Below are 19,447 nucleotides of genomic sequence, written 5' to 3' on the forward strand. Positions count from 1 at the left end.
CCGCTTTCTCGGCACCGCGGTCCCTCGGTTCTGCTGTTGCTCGGGTGGAGGGTTCGGAAACACGGCCTGCTTACTCGGCCCCGATCAGCCTTGACTCATCGCTCACCTTGGTGGCGCGTTACGACAACAATTTGTTCCTGTCGGAAACTGACCCGGTTGGTGGCTTCAGCACGGTCGTCGCTCCTCGGGTCAACCTTCAGCTCGATGAGCGCCTCATTCGGAGTCAGATTCGGTATCAGGCGGCGGCAGAATGGTATCGCCAGCAAGCCGACCTCAACCGGTTCACGCACCAGGGCGAGATTGAGGCGGCACTGAAGGGGTTGAAACGGTGGGTTCGCCGTCTCGACCTCAGGCTAGGGGGGTCATACACGCGAATGACGGAATTGCCCGGGACCTCCCTCAGTGGTCAGGCGGTGTCTCGAGGCGGTGTGCTCTTTCCGGCCACCATCGAAAGTACGGAATGGCGCGGATCCGTGATTGCCGGCTACGCGTGGTCCAGGCGTCTCGAATCCAGCCTTGAGTACACGTACGTGGCGACCTACTTCGAGGAGGTCGAAACGAGCCTGGTGACATCCACGGCGCCCACGTATGACTCGATTGTTCACGATCTGCAACTAGGGCTCGGCTATCGTCGGTCCACGCGTACGACCCTGACGCTGAGACCCGCCGTGAGTACGACCCGTACGGTGCCATCCGGCACGGCGTTCGCGGCAAACACGGATTCCCGGACGGCGGCTCGGCTCACGGCTGGTGTTGAGTATTCGTCGGCATCGAGTTTGAGGTTCAGGGGCGAAGCCGGCGTCTTGGCGATTGAGGACGACCAGACCCGCCTTGCCTTAAACCTGGATCTCGTCCGGAACTGGAGTGACACCCAGTTTCGTGTCAGGGCTCAACAAGACTCCGGCATAGGAGGGGGTGTGACCGATACTGTTTCGGTCACGCGGAGCCTGACCGCCGACGCGTTACGGGGGATGGGACGGCACACACAGGCCAACGTGCAATTGGGCATTGTGGGAAACTTGGCGGCTCCGACGCTTGGGACCGATGCCTCGGTCCGCGTGGTGACATTCATGGCGGGCGCCGGCGTGGAGCACGACCTGACGCGCTGGCTCACAGCTCGTCTGGACTACAGGTCGCTGACCCAACGTTCCTCCGGCATCCCCAACGTGGGCGGGCAGCGTCACCTGTTCCTCGTGACCTTGACGGCCACGGCACCGCAATGGCAGTCACGTCCGTGACTCCTGTGTGTAGCCCGTGCTGTGCCACATCCAATGATCTCAGAGTGTTACAATAGCCTGCATGCAGACAGAACCCGGAACGGGTTTCGGTTAAGAGGACCTGACCCAGCACCGGCATCTCCTTAGAGGAACGACGACATGCATCATGCCACGGCGAACATCATGGTGACGGGCGGCGCCGGATTCATCGGCTCCAATTTCATCAGGCACGTGTTGGGCCGATCGGACTTCACGGGCACGATTGTCAACTATGACAAGCTGACGTATGCCGGGAATCTTCTGAGCCTGTCGGACGTGGCGGATCAACACGGCGGGAAGCGGTATTTCTTCGAGCGCGGTGATGTCTGCAACTACGAACACGTCAAGACGGTCTTGGCCAAGTACGACATCGGGGTCATTGTGCACTTTGCGGCTGAAAGCCACGTGGACCGCTCGATCTTCGGCCCCAAGGAGTTCATCGAGACGAACATCAGCGGCACGTTCAGCATGCTCGAAGCCGCGCGGCAGTTCTGGGCGACGAAGAAGGCCGTTCGGTTCCATCACATCAGCACCGACGAGGTGTACGGCTCCCTGGGAGAAACGGGATATTTCTTCGAATCCACGCCGTACGACCCGCACAGTCCGTACTCCGCATCGAAAGCGGCCTCGGATCACCTGGTCAGGGCCTACTCTCACACCTACGCGTTGCCGGTCACCATTTCAAATTGCTCGAACAACTACGGCCCGTATCATTTCCCGGAAAAGCTCATCCCGCTCATGATCCTGAACGCCGTGGAGGGAAAAAAGCTGCCCGTGTATGGCGACGGGAAGAACGTCCGCGACTGGCTGTATGTCGAGGACCATTGCGAGGCCATCTGGACGATCCTGAGCCAGGGAAAGCCCGGGGAGACTTACAATATCGGCGGCGAATGCGAGAAGACGAATCTTGAAGTGGTCACGGCTATCTGCGACGCGCTGGAAGACATGTATCCGATCGCAAAGAACTCCCGGATCCGAGACGCGGCATCAGGTATCAAGCGCTATTGTGACCTCATCTCCTTTGTGCCCGACCGCCCTGGACACGACCGCCGCTATGCGATCAATTGCGACAAGATCAAGTCCGAACTCGGTTGGAAGCAACGCCACAACTTTGAGGACGGGCTCCGTGAAACGATCGCGTGGTTCCTGCAAAACGCGGCCTGGGTCGACAGCGTCAGGAGCGGCGACTACCAGAAGTGGATTGAAACGAACTACGCGGTTAGAAAGAGCTGAGCGATCGAACCCGAGAGCCGCCTTTCGTTTACCGAAGTGACCGTTGACTAGAGTGACGAGAATGATCAGAGTGCGGGGCGGCGCGTGACGCGGTTTGTTGACTCAAGGCACCTGGTCTTCTTGTGCTTTTTTATCGCGACCATCGTGGTCTTCTACGAAGACCTGGAGACGCTGTTCGTCCAATCACTCGATCACGAGACCAACGATTACATCCCGCTCGTTCCGCTGGTGAGTGCGTACTTCTTCTATTTGGGGAGGAAGGAGATCTTTGCGGACACCGGCTATGCTGTGCCAATTGGGCTGGGAACGATCGTGGCGGGGGCGGCTCTGTATGCCATTGGGGTTGGCCAAGGCCACAGACTCAGCGGGAATGACTATCTTTCCCTAGTGACGTTGTCGGCCGTCATCATGTGGATCGGCGGCTTCACGTTCTGTTACGGATTGCGGGCCGTTAAACCAGCGCTCTTCCCTCTGCTGTTTCTTCTCTTCATCGTTCCCATTCCCACCGTTGCCCTGGGGAAAATCGTCGCGGTGCTGCAGGAATCGTCCGCGGAGGCGACTTCAGCGCTGTTTGGGCTCGCTGGTGTGCCGGTCCTGCGTGAGGGTTTCGTCTTTCATCTGACCGGGATCAGCATCGAGGTCGCAGAAGCGTGTAGCGGAATCCATTCCGCAATTGCGCTGTTACTGACCAGTATCGTCGCCGGGAAGCTGTTCCTGACATCGGCGTGGACAAGGTTGGCATTGACGCTCGTCGTGTTTCCCATTGCGGTCCTGAAAAACGGACTCCGAATAGTCACGCTCACTTTGGTGGGCAATTACATAGACGCACGAATCCTCGCAGGCCCACTTCACACACAAGGCGGGATTCCGTTCTTCCTGGTCGCGCTAACGTTCCTGGCGGTTGTGATGTGGCTATTGAGAAGGGCCGAAGCAGGCGGTCAACGTATTGACCGGCTTGGAATAGCGCCAAGAGCGTCCTAAGCGCTGGGTGAGCCGATCGTCCTCCACCACGTTCGGCCATGTTGCCCGCCGCGGGAGCTGGTGACGGTCAGTCGCTCGTGTGGTCGGGCGGGCGGTGTTTGAGCCACGAGGGGTGGGTGATGCCGTGGCTCTTGATCTTGTAGTTCAGCACGCGCGGGCTGATCCCCAGCAGCCGGGCCGCGTCTTTCTGCACCCAGTTGTTTTCGGCCAGCACGCGAAGGATGGTGTTCTTCTCGATCTCGTCCAGCCGTTTCGAATGTTGATCGGCCGGACCGCTGTGAACCGGCACCTGATTGGAAACGCGGGGACGGGTTTCATCGCGGGGCGGAGCCATGGCGGATCCGCCGAATGAGGCCAAGCCCAGATCCGATGCACGCAGGGAGCTGCCCTCGGCCATCAGCACGGCGCGCTCGATCGTGTTCTCCAGTTCCCGGATGTTCCCGGGCCACGAGTGATTCTCCAACAGGTCGCACGCCACAGGGTCGATCTCTCCGACCGGCTTGCCCAGGTCCCGGGCGTAGCGGTCGAGGAAGTGCCTGGCCAGCAGCAAGATGTCTTCGCGGCGCTCCCGCAGCGGCGGCAAATCGATCATGACCACGTTGAGTCGATAGAACAGGTCGTCGCGAAACCTGCGCTCGCGAACTTCGGCGTCGAGCTGCTTGTTCGTCGCGGCAATGAGCCGCACGTCGACCGTCAGCGTCTTCTCTCCCCCCACGCGTTCGAAGGTCTGCTCCTGGAGCACCCGCAGCAGCTTGGCCTGCGTCTGCAGGCTCATGTCGCCGATCTCGTCCAGGAACAGTGTGCCGCCGTTGGCGAGCTCGAACCGTCCGACGCGCTGACGATCCGCGCCCGTGAACGCGCCGCGTTCGTGGCCGAATAGTTCGCTCTCCAGCAGCGGCTCGGGCAGGGCCGCGCAGTTGACCTTGACCAGGCTTCGGCCGGAGCGCGGGCTCGCGGCGTGGATGGCGTTGGCCACCAGTTCCTTGCCGGTGCCGGTTTCGCCCTGGATCAGCACGGTGGTGTGGCTGCGCGCGACCTTTTCGATGACGCCGATGAGCTGTTTGAGCGCCGGGCTGGTGCCGACCAGATGGTTTGGCGACCCGATCCGGCCGCGCAGGTCGTCCAGCGTCTGCCGCACCACTTGATGCTCGAGCGACTTTGAGACCTTGAGCTCGAGTTCTTCGAGTTGAAACGGCTTCTGGAGATAGTCGTCAGCGCCGATCCGCATCGCTTCGACCGCATTTTCCACGGTGCCGTACGCGGTCATCACGATCACCGTGGTCAGGGGGTTCGTGGCCTTGGCGGCCCTGAGCACGTCCAGGCCGGTCTTGCCGGGCAACGACATGTCCGTGATCACCACCCCGAAGAACTCCTCGCCGATCATCCGGATCGCGGTTTCAGCGTCGGGCGCTTCGCTCACGCGATGCCCCGAGCGCTGGAACGCCTCGACAACGCCCTTGCGGAGCGAATCATGGTCCTCGACCACGAGAATTTTCTTCATGCCGCCGCAGCCTCCTCGGTGAGGGTGGTGATCACTGGGAGGTGGACGGAAAATCGCGTGTGGTTGCCAGGCTCACTGGTCACCTCGATCGTGCCCTGGAGGTGATCCACGATTTTTTTCGCGTTCGCCAAACCCAGGCCCGAGCCCTTGCCCTTGGTGGTGAAGAAGGGCAAAAACACCTTGGCCAAGCGGTCGGGCGGGATGCCCTCGCCGTTGTCCGCGATGGTGGTCACGAGTTGATCGCGCTCTTTGCCCGCGCCGCGTTGGACGCTGGTGGAGATGACGATCGTGCCGTGTCGCATGCGGACCGCGTCGATCGCGTTGTTGATGAGGTTGAAAAACACGATCTCGAGCTGTTGGGGATCGACCCACGTCTTGGGGAGATCGGGCGCCAACTTTCGGACCACTTCAAAGGGGTACGTGTGCTCGAGCAGGATGGTCTGATTGAGCACCTTCTCCAGCACGTCATTGAGTTGGACGTGTTTGGGATCGAGTCGGATCGGCCGGGCGAACGCCAGGCAATCGGTCACGCTCTGGTTCAGGCGCTGCACGTCGCCCATGATGGATCGCAGCTTCTGATCGATCTCCCGGTCCTTGCCAAAGGCCTTTCTCAGCAGGCCCACCGTCACTTTGATGCTGGCGAGGGGGTTGCGCATCTCGTGGGCCAGACCGGCGGCCATTTGGCCGAGGGCCATCAGGCGCTCCTTGAGCTGCGCTTGCTCCTCGCTCCGCTCGGTCTGGGTGATGTCTTTGAACAAGGCCACCACGCCGAGTTGGAGTCCGCGTTCATCCAGCAGCGGCGAGGCCGAGATCCCGATTGTTCGCGCCGAGCGGTCGCTGGCCAAAGAAAGCTCCACGCGATCCAAGGGCGTTCTCATCAGCAGGGAGTCGTGCAAGAATCCTACCAAGGTGGGATAGGCAGCCAGTGCCTCTGGAAACGGCTGGCCCTCAATCGGGTGGCCGTTGAGCCCCAGAATGGCTTTTGCGGCCGGATTGACGATCAGGACGTTGCGCTGCGTACCGACCGCGATGAGGCCGGCCCGAATGTTTCCGACGAGTTGTTCGACGAGCGCTGGCTGTTTCATGGCTTGCGGGAACGATCCCCGGGTGCAGTGTAGCAGTCAGAGGCGTTTCGGCAAGCCCGCGGGGCAGGTTGCTGAAAAAGTCCATCCGCTGCGTTCGAGGAGCCTCGGCCGCCTCACCGTCTCGGCGGCGCTCGTGGCTCAGCGCCACTTCTTCGTGGCGCCACTCGCCTCACGTACGACCCAGTACGCTGCTTCGCCAAGCGAGCGGAACGTGGCATTGACAGCGCCGTTGGGCGGCGCGAAGCGCTTTCCGGTTTCCTCCTCGCTGCGGCCTTGCGGCTGGAGCTTTTTGAGCAACCTGCGACCTAAAGTCGGGAGCTTTGTCCTGGGGCGGGGTATGCGGTGATTCGGTGCTGGAGTCGATGCCCGGCCGCGAAGCGGGGCGAATCCGGGGGGGGCGTTACTTCTGGCGCAGCTCGGCGAGGGCCTGTTTCGCTTCGTCTCCGCCTGGGAACCCAGGGTCAAGCGCGAGCGCGCGTTCGAGTTCGCGTTTGGCTGCCTTGGCGTCGCCCTGCTTGTGGTAGGCCATTCCCAGGTGGTAGTGGGTGACGGCGTTGTCAGGGAGTTTTTCGGTGGCCTCGCGCAGGAGCGTGACGGCTTTGAGGTACGCTCCCTTCTTGTAGTAGATCCATCCCAGCGTGTCCGCCACGCCCGGGTCGTTGGGCAACTGCTCCATGGCGGTCTGGGCCAGGCTCAGCGCCACGTCGATGTTCTTGCCGCGCTCGGCGTACAGCCACGCGAGGTTGTTGGCAGCGGGCCCGAAGCGGGGATCCAGCTTCAGGGCTTGTTCGTATTCCGCCATTGCGTCGTCGTAGCGCTGCTGGGTTTCATAGGCCATTCCGAGCAAGAAATAGGGTGGGGCGGCGGTCGGGGCGGCTTCGATCATGGCGCGGTAGTGCGCGATCACTTTCTCGGGGTCGCGGCCGCGGCTGTAGAGACGGCCCAGGGCTTCGTAGGCCGGGAGAAAGCTCTTGTTCAGGTCGATGGCCCGCTGGAATTCGGCCTCGGCTTTTGTGGGCTCGTTCGCGGCCATGTAGACCGTACCCAGCAGGTGGTGTAGGGGTGCCGAAGAATCGGCTGCCTTGAGCTGGGTTTCCAGGAGACTCACTGCTCCGGCGTGGTCGTTTCTCTGGAGCAGGATCGAGACCATTTGTCCGAGCACGTCGGGAGCGCCGGGTGCGCGATCCAGGGCGGCTCTGAACTGCTTTTCGGCCTCCGTGGGTTTTCCCATGGCGCGATCCACGAGGCCCTTGCGGTAATAGCCGATGTAACTCGACGGCGCCGCCGCGATCAGCGCGTCGTACTGCGCGAGCGCTTCGCGGGTTTTCCCGCTCGCCAGCAATGCGTCTGCCGCGAGTTGCAGCGCCGGGGGATAGCGCGGGACCGCGGCCAGCACGGCGCGCGCTTCTTCCAACGCGAGATCCGGAGCTTTGGTACGGAGGTGCAGGTCGCCCAGCGCGAGCCGAGCGTCCCACAGCGCGGGTTGGGCCTTCACCGCGGCGGCCAACTCGGCCTTGGCCTGCTGAATGTCGCCGCGCATCGCGTACATGAGGCCCAGGGTTTGGTGAGCTTTGGCGTGATCGGGGTCGGCCTTGAGCGCCTCTTGCAGCGCGGTGACCGCGCTGTCGAACTCCCGGTCCGCGATGAACAACCGCGCCGACAGGTAGAGCACGTCGGGGTCTCCGCGCCGCTGGGCCGTCAAGTCCGCGACCAAGGGCCGCGCCTCTTCGGGCTTGCGTTGATCCATGAGCAGGCCGGCCAGTTGTTTTTGGGCCACGACGTCGCGGGGGTGCTCTTTCAGGACCGCGCGGTACTGGTCCATGGCTCCGTCGAGCTTCCTGGTGGCGATCAGGAACTGCGCGTACGCGAGGCGCGCTCCCGTCTTCTCCGGGAATGTTTTGATCGCGTCCTGGTATGCGGCGTCGGCTCGGGTCAATTCCCCGACGTTTACCAAGAACTGGGCGAGCGTTAAGCGAAGGCCCATGTTGTCGGGCTTCAGCGCGATGGCTTGGCGATACTGGGCTTCGGCCTCCGCGTTCTTGCCTTGGACCCGATACAGGCTGCCGAGCGCGAGGGGCGGCTCCACGCTGGTGGGTGCGATCCGGGCCGCTTCTTTCAGGGCGCGTTCGGCAGGGCCGTACTCTTCAGCGGCCACGGCGATCGCCGCCTCCGCCAGCCACGGTTTGGGATCCGTGGGATGGGCGGCCTTGGCCTTCGCGACCGCGTCGCGGGCCGCGTCGCGGCGACCCTGACCCAACTCGCTTTTGGCGAGGAGCAGCAGCGCCTCGAGGTCCTGCGGGTTCTGGGCCAGGACCAGTTCGGCCTTGGCTTGGGCCGCGTCGAACTGACGATTCAGCGCCAGCAACTCGCCCAATTTGAGTTGGGCCTCCAGGAGCGAGGGGTCCAGCTCGACCGCCTTGCTCAACGCGGCGAACGCCGGTTGGGCATAGGTCAAAGGATGCTGGTTCAGATACGCCAGCCCCAGGCGGAGGTTCGCTTGAGCGTCGTTGGGGTCGATCTTGAGGACGTTGCGGTACTCGATGACCGCCTCGGGATACTTCGCGTCGGTCATGTACTGTTCGGCGCGATCGAAGTGCTCGCGCTTTTGCACGGCCGGATCTTTGGTGCATCCCGCCACGGTAACCAAGATCGTGATGACGCCGGCGGTCAACGCCAGCGAGCGAAACGCGCGAGTCATATCGGGAATCCAGCCTCGTCGACGCGGAACCTTAGCTGATGCCCCTGCAAAGGTCAAGGCGTTCGCCGCACCGCGCAACTTTGCAATCGGAAAAATCGGGGCGTATAATCCGATCGCGGTTCGGGATACCTCGGGCCGGTCGCATGTCGCATTCGAAATGAATCACGAACGCGGAACGGATCACAGAGGCGGAGATAATGGGGATCGGCATGACTAGGAAAGTGACGCGCGGGATTTTGGTGGCTTCGATACTGGTCGGCATCGGCGTGGTGCTGGGCGTCACGCTCGCGTCCGACCTCGGGTGGCTGCGGTTGGGCGAGGCACAGAACCAGCCGAAGGCGACGGAGCGCGCCGCGATGCTGGGGACGGCGCCGAATTTCGTGGAGGTGTCGAAGGCGGTCACTCCCGCGGTCGTCAATATCTCCACCACCCGCGTGGTCAAGAGCGAGGAGGGGGGCGGGCCGGGGAATCCGTTTTTCGAGGATCCGTTCTTTCGGCGGTTCTTCGGCGACGAATTTTATCGGCAGTTTGAAACGCCGCGACAGCGCAAGGAACAGAGTCTGGGCTCCGGCGTGATCGTCGACGGCGGGTACATCGTCACCAACAACCACGTGATCGCCAAAGCCGATGAAATCAAGGTGGTGCTGTCGGACAAGCGCGAGTTCAAGGGGACCTTGGTGGGCACCGATCCCAAGACCGACCTGGCGGTGGTCAAGATCGCCGCTTCCAATCTGCCGACGATCCCGTGGGGCGATTCCACCACGATTCAAGTCGGTGAATACGTCCTGGCGGTCGGCAACCCGTTCGGGTTGAACCAGACCATTACGATGGGAATCGTCAGCGCGGTGGGGCGGGCCAACGTGGGGATCGCGGACTACGAAGACTTCATCCAAACCGACGCGGCGATCAATCCCGGGAACTCCGGTGGCGCATTGGTCAACGTCAAGGGTGAGCTGGTCGGCATCAACACCGCGATCTTCACCCGCAGCGGCGGCTACATGGGGATCGGGTTCGCGGTTCCCAGCCAGATGGTCAAGGCCGTCATCGACAGCCTGGTCAGTAAAGGCAAGGTCGTGCGCGGCTGGCTGGGCGTGACCATCCAGGAAGTGAGTCCCGAGCTCGCCAAGCAGTTCGGGCTCAAGACCGCGAAGGGCGCGCTGGTCAGCGACATTCTGGAGGGGAGCCCGGCGGACAAGGCCGGCATCACGCGCGGCGACGTGATCATTGAAATCGACCACAAGGCGGTGGAAAACGCGGTCCAGTTGCGCAACCAGGTGGCCGGACTTTCGGTCGGGGCCAAGGTGAACATCAAGGTGATTCGGGACAAGAAGGAAAAGGCGTTCGAGGTGACCATCGGCGAGCAGCCCAAGGACCTGGGGCGAAGCGGCGTGCCGTCCGAAGAAGAGGGCAGCGGGGCGCTGGCCGGCCTCAGCGTCCAGGACCTCACCCCCGAGTTGGCGCAGCGCTTCGGGTTGTCGGACGACGAAGAAGGCGTGCTGGTGACGCGGGTCGAGCCCGGCAGTCTTGCCGACGACGCCGGCGTGCAACGGGGGGATCTCGTGATCGAGATCAACCGGCAGCTCGTGCGCAACACCCGGGACTTCAATCGCGTCGCCGGCGAGATCGGGAAGGACGAGTCGATCCTGCTGTTGGTGAATCGCCAGGGCCAGACGCTGTATATTACGATTACGCCGTGACGGAGGCATTGAACGGTCCATCATGTGGAGCGCGCGCATCATCCTGGTAGTCGCCGCGGTCGCGCTGGGGGTGGCGATGGCGGCGGGTGAGGAAGACCGAGGGGCGCAGGGCCTTGCCCTGGGCGCGCTGATCGGGTTGGCCTTCGCGGTGATCCCGCTGGCGCTCGATCTGTTGGCCGACCACTGGCCGTGGCAGCGGGTGGCGGCGGCCGTGCTCGGCACCGTGGCGGGTCTCGCGGCGGGCGGCGGCGTGCTCTGGGCCACGAGTTACGTGCCCGTGGGTCCCGTGACCGGGATGTACTGGGCCGCGGCCGTGCTGCTCGCGCTCGGCTATCTCGGCTGGCGATTCGGCGGGACGTGGGCGTTCGGGCTCGCTCCGCAGACGACGAGTCGTGCCGGCGGCCCGGCCGGGACCGGCCCGCTCTCGGGGCGCAAGCTGCTCGACACCAGCGTGATCATCGACGGTCGCATCGCCGACCTGTGTGAAACCGGATTTCTCGACGGCACCTTTCTGATTCCGCAGTTCATTCTCCACGAGCTGCAGCACATCGCGGACTCGTCGGACTCGCTCAAACGCGCGCGAGGGCGGCGAGGCCTGGACATCCTGCACCGGATTCAGACCCTCCCCGAGGTGACGGTCACCATCATGGAGGACGATGTGCCGCAACTGAAAGAAGTGGACGCCAAACTGGTGGCGCTCGCCAAGAAGTTGGGCGCAAAGATCGTGACCAACGATCTCAACCTGAACAAGGTTGCGGCCCTGCAGGGCGTGAAGGTGCTCAACATCAACGAACTCAGCAACGCGCTGCGGCCGGTGGTGCTGCCCGGTGAAGCGATGCGGGTGTTCGTGCTGCGGGAAGGCAAGGAAGCGAATCAGGGCGTGGCGTATCTGGACGACGGCACCATGATCGTGGTGGACGACGGCAAGCGCTACATCGGCCGCAACATCGACGTGGTGGTGACCAGCGTTCTCCAGACCACCGCGGGTCGCATGATCTTTACCCGCGTGCGGGACGAGTCCGACCGCGGCGAAGGCGCAGCCCGCCAAGAACGGCCCGCCTCCGCGTGAGCGTCTGGGCGATCATTCCCGCTGCGGGCCGTGGGTCCAGGCTCGGCGCGCCTGCTCCCAAACAGTTTCTGCCGCTTTCCGGCCGGCCGATCCTGGCGAGAACATTGGCGGTGTTCGACGCCGTTTCCGCGATCGATGACGTGGTGGTCGTCGTCCCCCCGGGAGACGAAGCGCGGTGCCGCGCCACGGTGGTGGAGCCGTATGGATTCGCCAAGATCCGCGCCATCGTGCCGGGCGGGAGCGTGCGTCAAGAGTCGGTGACGCTGGGACTCGACGCGATCGCCCGCGACGCCTCGATCGTCCTGATCCACGACGCGGCCCGTCCGCTCGTGACCGGCGATCTGGTGCAGCGGGTCATCGCGGCCGCCGCAGCGTCCGGGGCCGCGGTCGCGGCGCTGCCGGTGGTGGATACCCTGAAACGGCGGGCGCCCCGCAACGGCGCGGTGACCACGGTGGATCGCGAAGGACTGTGGACCGCGCAGACGCCGCAAGCCTTTCGCGCCGAGCTGTTTCGCGAGGCCGTGAGACGGGCGAAGGTCGACGGATTCGTGGGCACCGACGACGCCGCCTTGGTGGAGCGGCTCGGGCTCCCGGTCGCGTTGGTGGAGGGCGAGCCGTTCAACTTCAAGATCACCCGCGCCGAAGACCTCTCGCTCGCGGAAGAGCTGCTCGCGACGTTTCGAACTCCGGCCGAACGCGAGCCCCGGGTCTCTCCGATGCCGTCCCCTCTGGCATGACGCGCGTGGGCATCGGGTACGACGTTCACCGGCTGGTGCCGGGCCGGCCGTTGGTGCTGGGCGGCGTCGTGATTCCGTATGACCGGGGTCTCGACGGGCACTCCGACGCCGACGCGCTCCTGCACGCGGTGGCCGACGCCGTGCTCGGCGCCGCGGCGTTGCCCGACCTGGGGAGCCACTTTCCGAGTTCGGATCCCACGTACCGGAACATGGCCAGCGTGCGCCTGCTGGAGGCGGTGGTCGACCGGGTGGACGGCCTGGGTCTTGTGGTCGGGAACGTGGACGCGGTCGTGATCGCGGAGGCCCCCATGCTCGCGCCCTTTGTTCCCGCGATGCGAGCCGTGATGGCCAAGGCGCTGCGCGTCCCGGAGGCTGCGGTCAGCGTGAAAGCCACCACCCACGAGCGACTGGGGAGTCTGGGCCGCGGCGAGGGCATTGCCGCGCAGGCGGTGTGCCTGCTCCGCGCCAAGGAGCGGCCGCGATGATGTGGCGGACGTTGCGGCGCGACTTTTCCGCGGTGTTCGAGCGCGACCCGGCCGCGACCGGCTCGCTCGAGGTGTTGCTGACGTACGCGGGACTCCACGCCATCGTGCTGCACCGCGTGTCCCATTGGCTCTGGCGCGCCGGAATCCCGGTGCTCCCGCGCCTGCTGTCGCAGATCGGCCGCTTTCTGACCGGGATCGAAATTCACCCCGCCGCGACGATCGGGCCGGGCTTCTTCATCGACCACGGAACCGGGGTCGTCATCGGCGAGACGACCGAGATCGGCGAAAGCGTCATCCTCTTTCAGGGCGTGACGCTCGGCGGCACCGGAAAAGAACGCGGCAAGCGCCACCCCACGCTCGGGAACCACGTGGTGGTGGGGGCGGGGGCAAAAGTGTTGGGGCCGATCGTGATCGGCGATCACGTGAAGATCGGCGCGAACTCGGTGGTGCTCCGATCCGTTCCACCACACTCCACCGTGGTCGGAATTCCGGGCAAGATCATCAAGGGCGACGTTGACGCGCCGGAGAACGCCCTCAACCACAGCCAACTACCTGATCCGGTGGCTGAGCGGTTGGAGCTGCTGGAGCAAGAAATCCGGGAATTGAAAAAACGCCTTCCTTAGCATCCCATTGTTTTAATTGATAAAAAATGCGTTAGCTTGCGCGAACGGCTTGTGCCTGCTAAAATTGTAGCCCTCTTGACAACTGATTGAATAAACGAAACCGGCCGCCGTCGGATCAGGAGGTTCGACCGGTTGGAGTCGGTTGGCGCAAGCCATGACGCGAGGGGGAATGGAGATGCAGGTGTCGACGATCAAGGAGCAAGCGACGGAACAGGGATCTGGTTCGTCGCCCAAAGACAATTTCGAGCAAGACGGTTTGGCGGAAGACGATCTGTCGCGGGATCTTGCCCGCGTGTCGGTAGAGGTCTCTGCCCCTGAGACCCCGGAACCGGAAGAACCCGAGACCGAAGAGGTCCAGGAAGCCACCGAGGACCTGATCTGGGTGTACTTCCGCACCATGGGGAAGAAGGAGCTCCTGACCAAGGAAGCTGAGACGAAACTGTTCCAGCGATTGGAGTGGGGGCTTCGGATGTTGGCCGACGTGATTCGGTCGGTGCGCCAAAAGGATCGCACGGCCCTGGATCGCCTCCAGCGGTTTTTTACGCCCGATGATCAGCTTCGCCTGACCGCGGTCACGGGGCGGCTGTCCGCGGCAGTGCCCGAGGAGCAGCGTCCCCTGGTCGCCCTGGTCCGAACATTGGTCGAGCTGGCGACCGGGAAGGACGTGAAAGACGGGGCCGGCCGCGAGCGATGGGAGCGGCGATTGCGGGCCGACGGCCTTGATCTCAAGACCGTGATCCGCTGGAACGGCCAGCTCTCCGAAGCCGAGCGCATCATCACCGAAGCGACCAGGGAGTTGGTCGAAGCCAACCTGAAATTGGTCATCAGCATTGCCAAGCGTTACATGGGCCGCGGTCTGGCGCTGCTGGATTTGATTCAGGAAGGCAACATGGGGTTGATGCGGGCGATCACCCGCTTCGAGTACACCAAAGGGTTCAAGTTCAGCACCTACGCCACGTGGTGGATTCGCCAGGGGATCACGCGCGCGCTGGCCGACCAGTCACGAACGATTCGGATTCCGGTCCACCTGACCGAGGCGTTCCACAAGATTCTGACGGCACATCAGGCGTTGAAGCAGGAGTTGTCTCGGACGCCGACGTCGAAAGAGATCGCGCGGCGAACCGGAATTCCGGCCAAGAAGGTCGACGAGATCCTGCGCGTCGTGCAGGAACCGCTCGGCTTGCAGGATCCGGTCGGGGGCGAGGAACTTCAGCTGCAGGATTTGATCCGCGACGAGGTCTCGCCGTCGCCGTACGATCGCCTGCTGACCACCGAGGTCTCGCAGCGGGTGGCGGATATCCTCGACACGTTGACGCCGAAAGAATCCCTGGTGATCAAAATGCGGTTCGGCATCGGGGGCGCGAAGGAGTCGACGCTCGAGGAGATCGGCTCGATCATGGGAATCACGCGGGAGCGGGTGCGCCAGATCGAAAGCCAGGCCCTCAGGAAGTTGCGGTACCCCGATCGTCTGAAAAAGCTCCAGACTCTCAGGGGATAACGTCGTTCGGATCCCAAAGGGGGGCGCACATCGTGCGCCCCCCTTTTTTATTCGTCGACCGCGTTGGGCGGACGGCGACCCTCCAACACCGCGAGAAGATTCTCGACCACCATCGACCCCATTCGCTCGCGCGTTTCCGTGGTCGCGGACCCCAGATGCGGGAGCAAGAGCACGCGCTCGCTCGACAGGAGGCGCGGGTGGACCTGCGGCTCCCGCTCATAGACGTCCAACGCGGCGCCCGCGATCCGGCCGGCTTCCAGGGCGTCGGCGAGCGCGACCTCATCGATCACTGATCCGCGGGACGTGTTCACCACGTACGCGGTCGGTTTCATCATCGCCAACTGGTCCGGCCCGAGCAGGTGGCGGGTCTGATCCGTGAGGGGCACGTGAAGGGAGACGACGTCGGCGGTGGCCAGCAGGTCGGGCAACGAGGCGGCTCGCCAGTCCGGATCCACGTCGGGCATGGGGCGGCGCGCGGTGAACACGACGCGCATCCCAAACCCGTTGGCGCGCGACGCCACCGCTCGTCCGATGCGGCCCATGCCCACGACGCCCAGCATGGCTCCGCGAAGGTCCATGCCCAATAACTGCGTCGGCGCCCACCCGGTCCATCGGCCCGCGCGCACCAGGCGTTCGCCTTCACCCACGCGCCGGGTAATCCCCAGGATCAGGGCCCACGTCAGATCCGCGGTGGCGTCGGTCAGGACGCCCGGCGTGTTGGTCACGACGATGCCGCGAGCCCGCGCGGCCGCCAAGTCGATGTTGTTGTACCCGGCCGCGTAGTTGGCGACGACCCGCAACGTCGGCGCCGCGTCCAGCACCTCGGCGTCGATCCGGTCGGTCAACATGGCCACGAGACCGTGGTGCCCCGCGATCATGCGGCGCAACTCCTCCCGGGTCAACTCGCGGTCATGGGGATTGCAGGTCAAAGCCGTGCGGGACGAGAGCAACGCCATCGCGCGCGGCGGGAGTCGCCGAGTCAGCAGGACCGGGGGCGGCTCCGACAACTCCGTGGTCAGATGGTCTGGCCTTGACCCGCGAGCCAGGACGCGACCTTGAGGCCCAGGTAGGCGAGCAGGTAAGCGACGAACCCGGCGATCGCGAAAAACGCGGCGCGACGTCCGTGCCAACCCCACGCGCGATGGCCGTACAGTAGCACGGCATAAATCGTCCAGGCGGCCAGCGACCAGAGCTCTTTCGAGCTCCACGCCCAAAACACGCCGTGCGCGATGCGCGAATAGATGGCGCCGCTCAGCATGCCGAGGGTCAGCAGCGGGAATCCCAACAGGATGGTGCGGTAGAGCATGGTATCGAGTTCGCCCACCGCGCCCAGCCGGAAGAACAAGGTGGTGAATCGCTTCTCCTTGAGATGTTTCTCCTGGATCAGGTACATCACGCCCAAGGTCGCGGCCAACGCGAATGCGGCGTGGCCGAGAAACACCAGGATGATGTGCAGATTCAGCCAGATGTTCCACTGCTCGCGGACCACCTCGCGGCTTCCGGGGTGAAAAATGGACGCGGCCGCGGCCGAGAAGAAGATGACCGGCACCACGAAGGCGCCGAGGCTGCTCACGCCGTAGCCCCACTCCATCAGAATAAACAGCAGCGCCAGCGCCCAGGCGAGCAGGGCGAAGCTTTCGCGCAAACCGATCGGCGGCATCCCGTCTTGGCGAAACCAGTCCAGCAGGAAGATCAGGCTGTTGAACGAAAACGCGACAATGGTCAGCGGCCTCGCCCACCGAATGGCGCGACCGTGGTGGTTGAGATCAAAAAGGTAGAGAAACGCGCTGGCAAAATACAGAGCGAGAGTGCTGGCGTGAAAGGCGGCGGTTGCGGCAACCGGCATCAGTCGGATGATGCCAGAAGCTCAAAAAGATTGTCAAACAAACCACATCGGACACTTTTTTGTTGCGGAACGTGGAGGATTTTGCATATGATTGGGCAATTTGCCGGACGGGCACCACGTGAGAAATTTCTAAGATCCCTCGCAAGCGAGGAAGGGAGGAGTGGGGTATGAGTCGTGTGAATTTTTTGTTCACGTCGGAGTCGGTGACGGAGGGTCATCCCGATAAGATTTCCGACCAGATCTCCGACGCGATCCTCGACGCGATCATCGCCGAGGATCCCAATTGCCGTGTGGCGTGCGAAACGTTGGTCACCACTGGTCTCGCGTTTGTCGCTGGTGAAATCACCACCGATGTGTACGTCGAGATTCCCGACATCGTCCGCGAAACCATCAAAGACATCGGGTATACCCGAGCGAAGTACGGGTTCGACTATGAGACCTGTTCCGTCATCACGTCGATCCACTCGCAGTCTCCGGACATCGCAATGGGGGTAGACACCGGGGGCGCGGGCGACCAGGGGCTCATGTTCGGATACGCGACGAACGAAACGCCGGAGCTGATGCCCACGCCCATCATCTTGGCCCACAAGCTGACGCGTCGCCTCAGTGAAGCGCGCCGCAAAGACATTCTGCCGTACTTGCGTCCGGACGGAAAATCCCAGGTCACCGTCGAGTACAAGGACGGCAAGCCACTGCGGGTCGAAACCGTCGTCGTCTCTGCGCAACACAGCCCGGACATCACGTTGAAGGAGATCCGTGAGGACATCATCGAGAAGGTGATCAAACCCGTGATCCCCAAAGAGATGCTCGATGAGGAGCGGATCACGTATCACGTCAATCCCACCGGCCGATTCGTGGTCGGCGGACCGCAGGGCGACACCGGCGTCACCGGCCGCAAAATCATCGTCGATACCTATGGTGGCGTGGGCAGCCACGGCGGCGGAGCGTTCTCGGGGAAGGACCCGAGCAAAGTGGATCGCTCGGCATCGTACATGGCCCGCTACATCGCGAAGAATTTGGTCGCCGCCGGGGTTGCGGACCGCTGCGAGGTTCAACTCGCGTACGCGATCGGGGTCGCGGATCCGGTGTCGGTGTTGGTGGACACGTTCAACACCGGTAAAATTTCGCCACAGAAAATCGGTAAATTGGTCCGCGATCATTTCCCCATGACGCCGCGCGGGATCATCGATCACTTGAAGCTGCGCCGGCCCATCTATAGGAAGACCGCGGCATACGGTCATTTCGGCCGGTCGGAGCCCGAGTTTACGTGGGAACGGACCGATCTGGCGGAAAAACTAAAGAAGGACGCAGGACTGTAAAATCAGCTCACGGCTCACAGGCCACAACGAAGGAGTTCTTTCGACAATGGACTACGATATTAAAGATATTGACCTGGCCGAGAAAGGCCGGCTGCGCATTGAATGGGCTGAGCAAAACATGCCGGTGCTCCGGTTGATCCGCAAGCGCTTCAAGAAGGAGCGACCGCTGGCCGGCATGCGCGTATCCGCGTGTCTGCACGTGACCACCGAGACCGCCACGCTGGTGGAAACGCTCAAAGCCGGCGGCGCCGACGTGGCACTCTGCGCGTCCAACCCCTTGTCCACCCAGGACGACGTAGCGGCTTCACTGGTGAAGCACTCCGGGGTACCGGTCTTTGCGATCAAGGGCGAGGACAACAAGACGTACTACAAACACCTGCAATCCGCGCTGGCGCACCGCCCGGTCGTCACCATGGATGACGGCGCTGACCTGGTCTCCCAGCTCCACGGAGACTGGAGCCACATGGCCAAGGACGTGGTCGGCGGGACCGAAGAGACCACAACCGGCGTGATCAGGCTTCGGAGCATGGCGAAAGACGGCGTGCTGAAGTTTCCGGTGATCTCGGTGAACGACGCCAACACCAAACACTTCTTCGACAACCGCTATGGAACGGGACAGAGCACCATCGACGGGATTCTGCGGGCCACCAATCGGCTGCTCGCGGGGTCGGTGTTCGTGGTGGCGGGTTATGGGTGGTGCGGCCGAGGGCTGGCCATGCGCGCGCACGGGCACGGAGCCAACGTGATCGTCACCGAGGTCGACCCGCTCAAGGCGATCGAAGCCGTGATGGACGGCTATCGCGTGATGCCGATGGACGAGGCCGCGAAACTGGGCGACTTCTTCTGTACCGTGACGGGCAACGTCAAGGTCATTGCGAAAGAACATTTCAAGGTCATGAAGGACGGCGCGATCATTTCCAACTCCGGCCACTTCAACGTGGAGATCGATATCCCGGCGCTGGAACGACTTTCCAAGCGAAAACGCACGATCCGAGACTTTGTCGAGGAGTACACGATGGCGGATGGTCGCCGGATCAACCTGCTCGGTGAAGGGCGGTTGATCAATCTGGCCTCGGCTGAAGGTCATCCGTCCAGCGTGATGGATATGAGTTTCGCCAACCAAGCGCTGTCGGCCGAGTACATGGTCAAAAATGCCAAGAAACTCAAGAAGGACGTCTACCCCGTGCCCACGGAAATTGATCAGCAGATCGCCCGTCTGAAACTCGACGGCATGGGCATCGCGATCGACACGCTCACCAAGGAGCAGCAGAAATACTTGGCCTCGTGGGAAATGGGGACGTAAGCGCCCGTACACGTCAGATGAAAACGGATGTGTTCTCCAAGGGGCGACGTGAGGGTCGCCCCGTTTTTTGTGTCGTGAGCGCGATGCGGTCGAGCCGTCATCCGGAGGGTCCCATA

16 protein-coding genes are annotated in these 19,447 nt (G+C 63.2%); 11 read left to right on the forward strand and 5 right to left on the reverse strand.

Annotated elements, in window-relative coordinates:
- The first annotated feature begins 110 nt into the window (after positions 1-110).
- The 3 genes from AB1451_02490 (at position 111) to AB1451_02500 (ending at position 3,470) form a co-directional block, all read left to right on the forward strand.
- Complete coding sequence (locus tag AB1451_02490; protein ID MEW6681775.1) at positions 111-1,238, forward strand: hypothetical protein; 1,128 nt, start codon at positions 111-113, stop codon at positions 1,236-1,238.
- A 138-nt stretch (positions 1,239-1,376) separates the two neighbouring features.
- Complete coding sequence (gene rfbB, locus AB1451_02495; protein ID MEW6681776.1) at positions 1,377-2,489, forward strand: dTDP-glucose 4,6-dehydratase; 1,113 nt, start codon at positions 1,377-1,379, stop codon at positions 2,487-2,489.
- Between the two features lie 144 nt (positions 2,490-2,633).
- On the forward strand, positions 2,634-3,470 hold the full coding sequence (locus AB1451_02500) for an exosortase/archaeosortase family protein (protein ID MEW6681777.1): 837 nt from the start codon (positions 2,634-2,636) through the stop codon (positions 3,468-3,470).
- Between the two features lie 67 nt (positions 3,471-3,537).
- Here AB1451_02500 and AB1451_02505 read toward each other — a convergent pair whose 3' ends face one another.
- The 3 genes from AB1451_02505 to AB1451_02515 form a co-directional block, all read right to left on the reverse strand.
- Positions 3,538-4,971, reverse strand: a complete 1,434-nt coding sequence (locus tag AB1451_02505; GenBank protein ID MEW6681778.1) for a sigma-54 dependent transcriptional regulator — start codon at positions 4,969-4,971, stop codon at positions 3,538-3,540.
- On the reverse strand, positions 4,968-6,056 hold the full coding sequence (locus AB1451_02510) for an ATP-binding protein (protein MEW6681779.1): 1,089 nt from the start codon (positions 6,054-6,056) through the stop codon (positions 4,968-4,970). The genes AB1451_02505 and AB1451_02510 overlap by 4 nt, the downstream gene beginning before the upstream one ends.
- Positions 6,057-6,456: 400 nt before the next feature.
- Positions 6,457-8,754, reverse strand: a complete 2,298-nt coding sequence (locus tag AB1451_02515) for a tetratricopeptide repeat protein (GenBank protein MEW6681780.1) — start codon at positions 8,752-8,754, stop codon at positions 6,457-6,459.
- Positions 8,755-8,963: 209 nt separating this feature from the next.
- Here AB1451_02515 and AB1451_02520 point away from each other — a divergent pair, with 209 nt between their 5' ends.
- The 6 genes from AB1451_02520 (at position 8,964) to AB1451_02545 (ending at position 14,863) form a co-directional block, all read left to right on the forward strand.
- Entirely contained in the window at positions 8,964-10,451 is a 1,488-nt protein-coding gene (locus AB1451_02520; protein MEW6681781.1) for a DegQ family serine endoprotease, read from the forward strand.
- 22 nt (positions 10,452-10,473) lie between these two features.
- A complete protein-coding gene (locus tag AB1451_02525) occupies positions 10,474-11,520 on the forward strand; it encodes a PIN domain-containing protein (protein ID MEW6681782.1) in 1,047 nt (348 codons plus the stop codon).
- Positions 11,517-12,257, forward strand: coding sequence for a 2-C-methyl-D-erythritol 4-phosphate cytidylyltransferase (ispD, locus tag AB1451_02530; protein MEW6681783.1), 741 nt, complete (start codon positions 11,517-11,519; stop codon positions 12,255-12,257). The genes AB1451_02525 and ispD overlap by 4 nt, the downstream gene beginning before the upstream one ends.
- Positions 12,254-12,742: a 2-C-methyl-D-erythritol 2,4-cyclodiphosphate synthase gene (ispF, locus tag AB1451_02535; GenBank protein MEW6681784.1), complete on the forward strand. Its 489-nt coding sequence runs from the start codon at positions 12,254-12,256 to the stop codon at positions 12,740-12,742. The genes ispD and ispF overlap by 4 nt, the downstream gene beginning before the upstream one ends.
- A complete protein-coding gene (cysE, locus tag AB1451_02540; protein MEW6681785.1) occupies positions 12,742-13,365 on the forward strand; it encodes a serine O-acetyltransferase in 624 nt (207 codons plus the stop codon). The genes ispF and cysE overlap by 1 nt, the downstream gene beginning before the upstream one ends.
- A 154-nt stretch (positions 13,366-13,519) precedes the next feature.
- Positions 13,520-14,863 (forward strand): sigma-70 family RNA polymerase sigma factor, encoded by a 1,344-nt coding sequence (locus AB1451_02545; protein MEW6681786.1) that lies wholly within the window; start codon positions 13,520-13,522, stop codon positions 14,861-14,863.
- Positions 14,864-14,910: 47 nt separating this feature from the next.
- Here the strand turns inward: AB1451_02545 and AB1451_02550 are convergent, their stop codons facing one another.
- Together AB1451_02550 and ccsA are read right to left on the reverse strand one after the other, a co-directional pair.
- On the reverse strand, positions 14,911-15,870 hold the full coding sequence (locus tag AB1451_02550) for a D-glycerate dehydrogenase (GenBank protein MEW6681787.1): 960 nt from the start codon (positions 15,868-15,870) through the stop codon (positions 14,911-14,913).
- Positions 15,871-15,878: 8 nt separating this feature from the next.
- Complete coding sequence (gene ccsA, locus AB1451_02555) at positions 15,879-16,709, reverse strand: cytochrome c biogenesis protein CcsA (protein ID MEW6681788.1); 831 nt, start codon at positions 16,707-16,709, stop codon at positions 15,879-15,881.
- A 167-nt stretch (positions 16,710-16,876) separates the two neighbouring features.
- On the opposite strand from ccsA, the gene metK reads away from it, so the two are divergent.
- Together metK and ahcY are read left to right on the forward strand one after the other, a co-directional pair.
- Complete coding sequence (gene metK / locus AB1451_02560; protein MEW6681789.1) at positions 16,877-18,028, forward strand: methionine adenosyltransferase; 1,152 nt, start codon at positions 16,877-16,879, stop codon at positions 18,026-18,028.
- A gap of 46 nt (positions 18,029-18,074) precedes the next feature.
- Positions 18,075-19,331, forward strand: a complete 1,257-nt coding sequence (gene ahcY / locus AB1451_02565; protein MEW6681790.1) for an adenosylhomocysteinase — start codon at positions 18,075-18,077, stop codon at positions 19,329-19,331.
- Positions 19,332-19,447: the final 116 nt, after the last annotated feature.

This window comes from Nitrospirota bacterium (assembly GCA_040757335.1).
Classification (GTDB): Bacteria; Nitrospirota; Nitrospiria; order 2-01-FULL-66-17; family 2-01-FULL-66-17; genus JBFLXB01.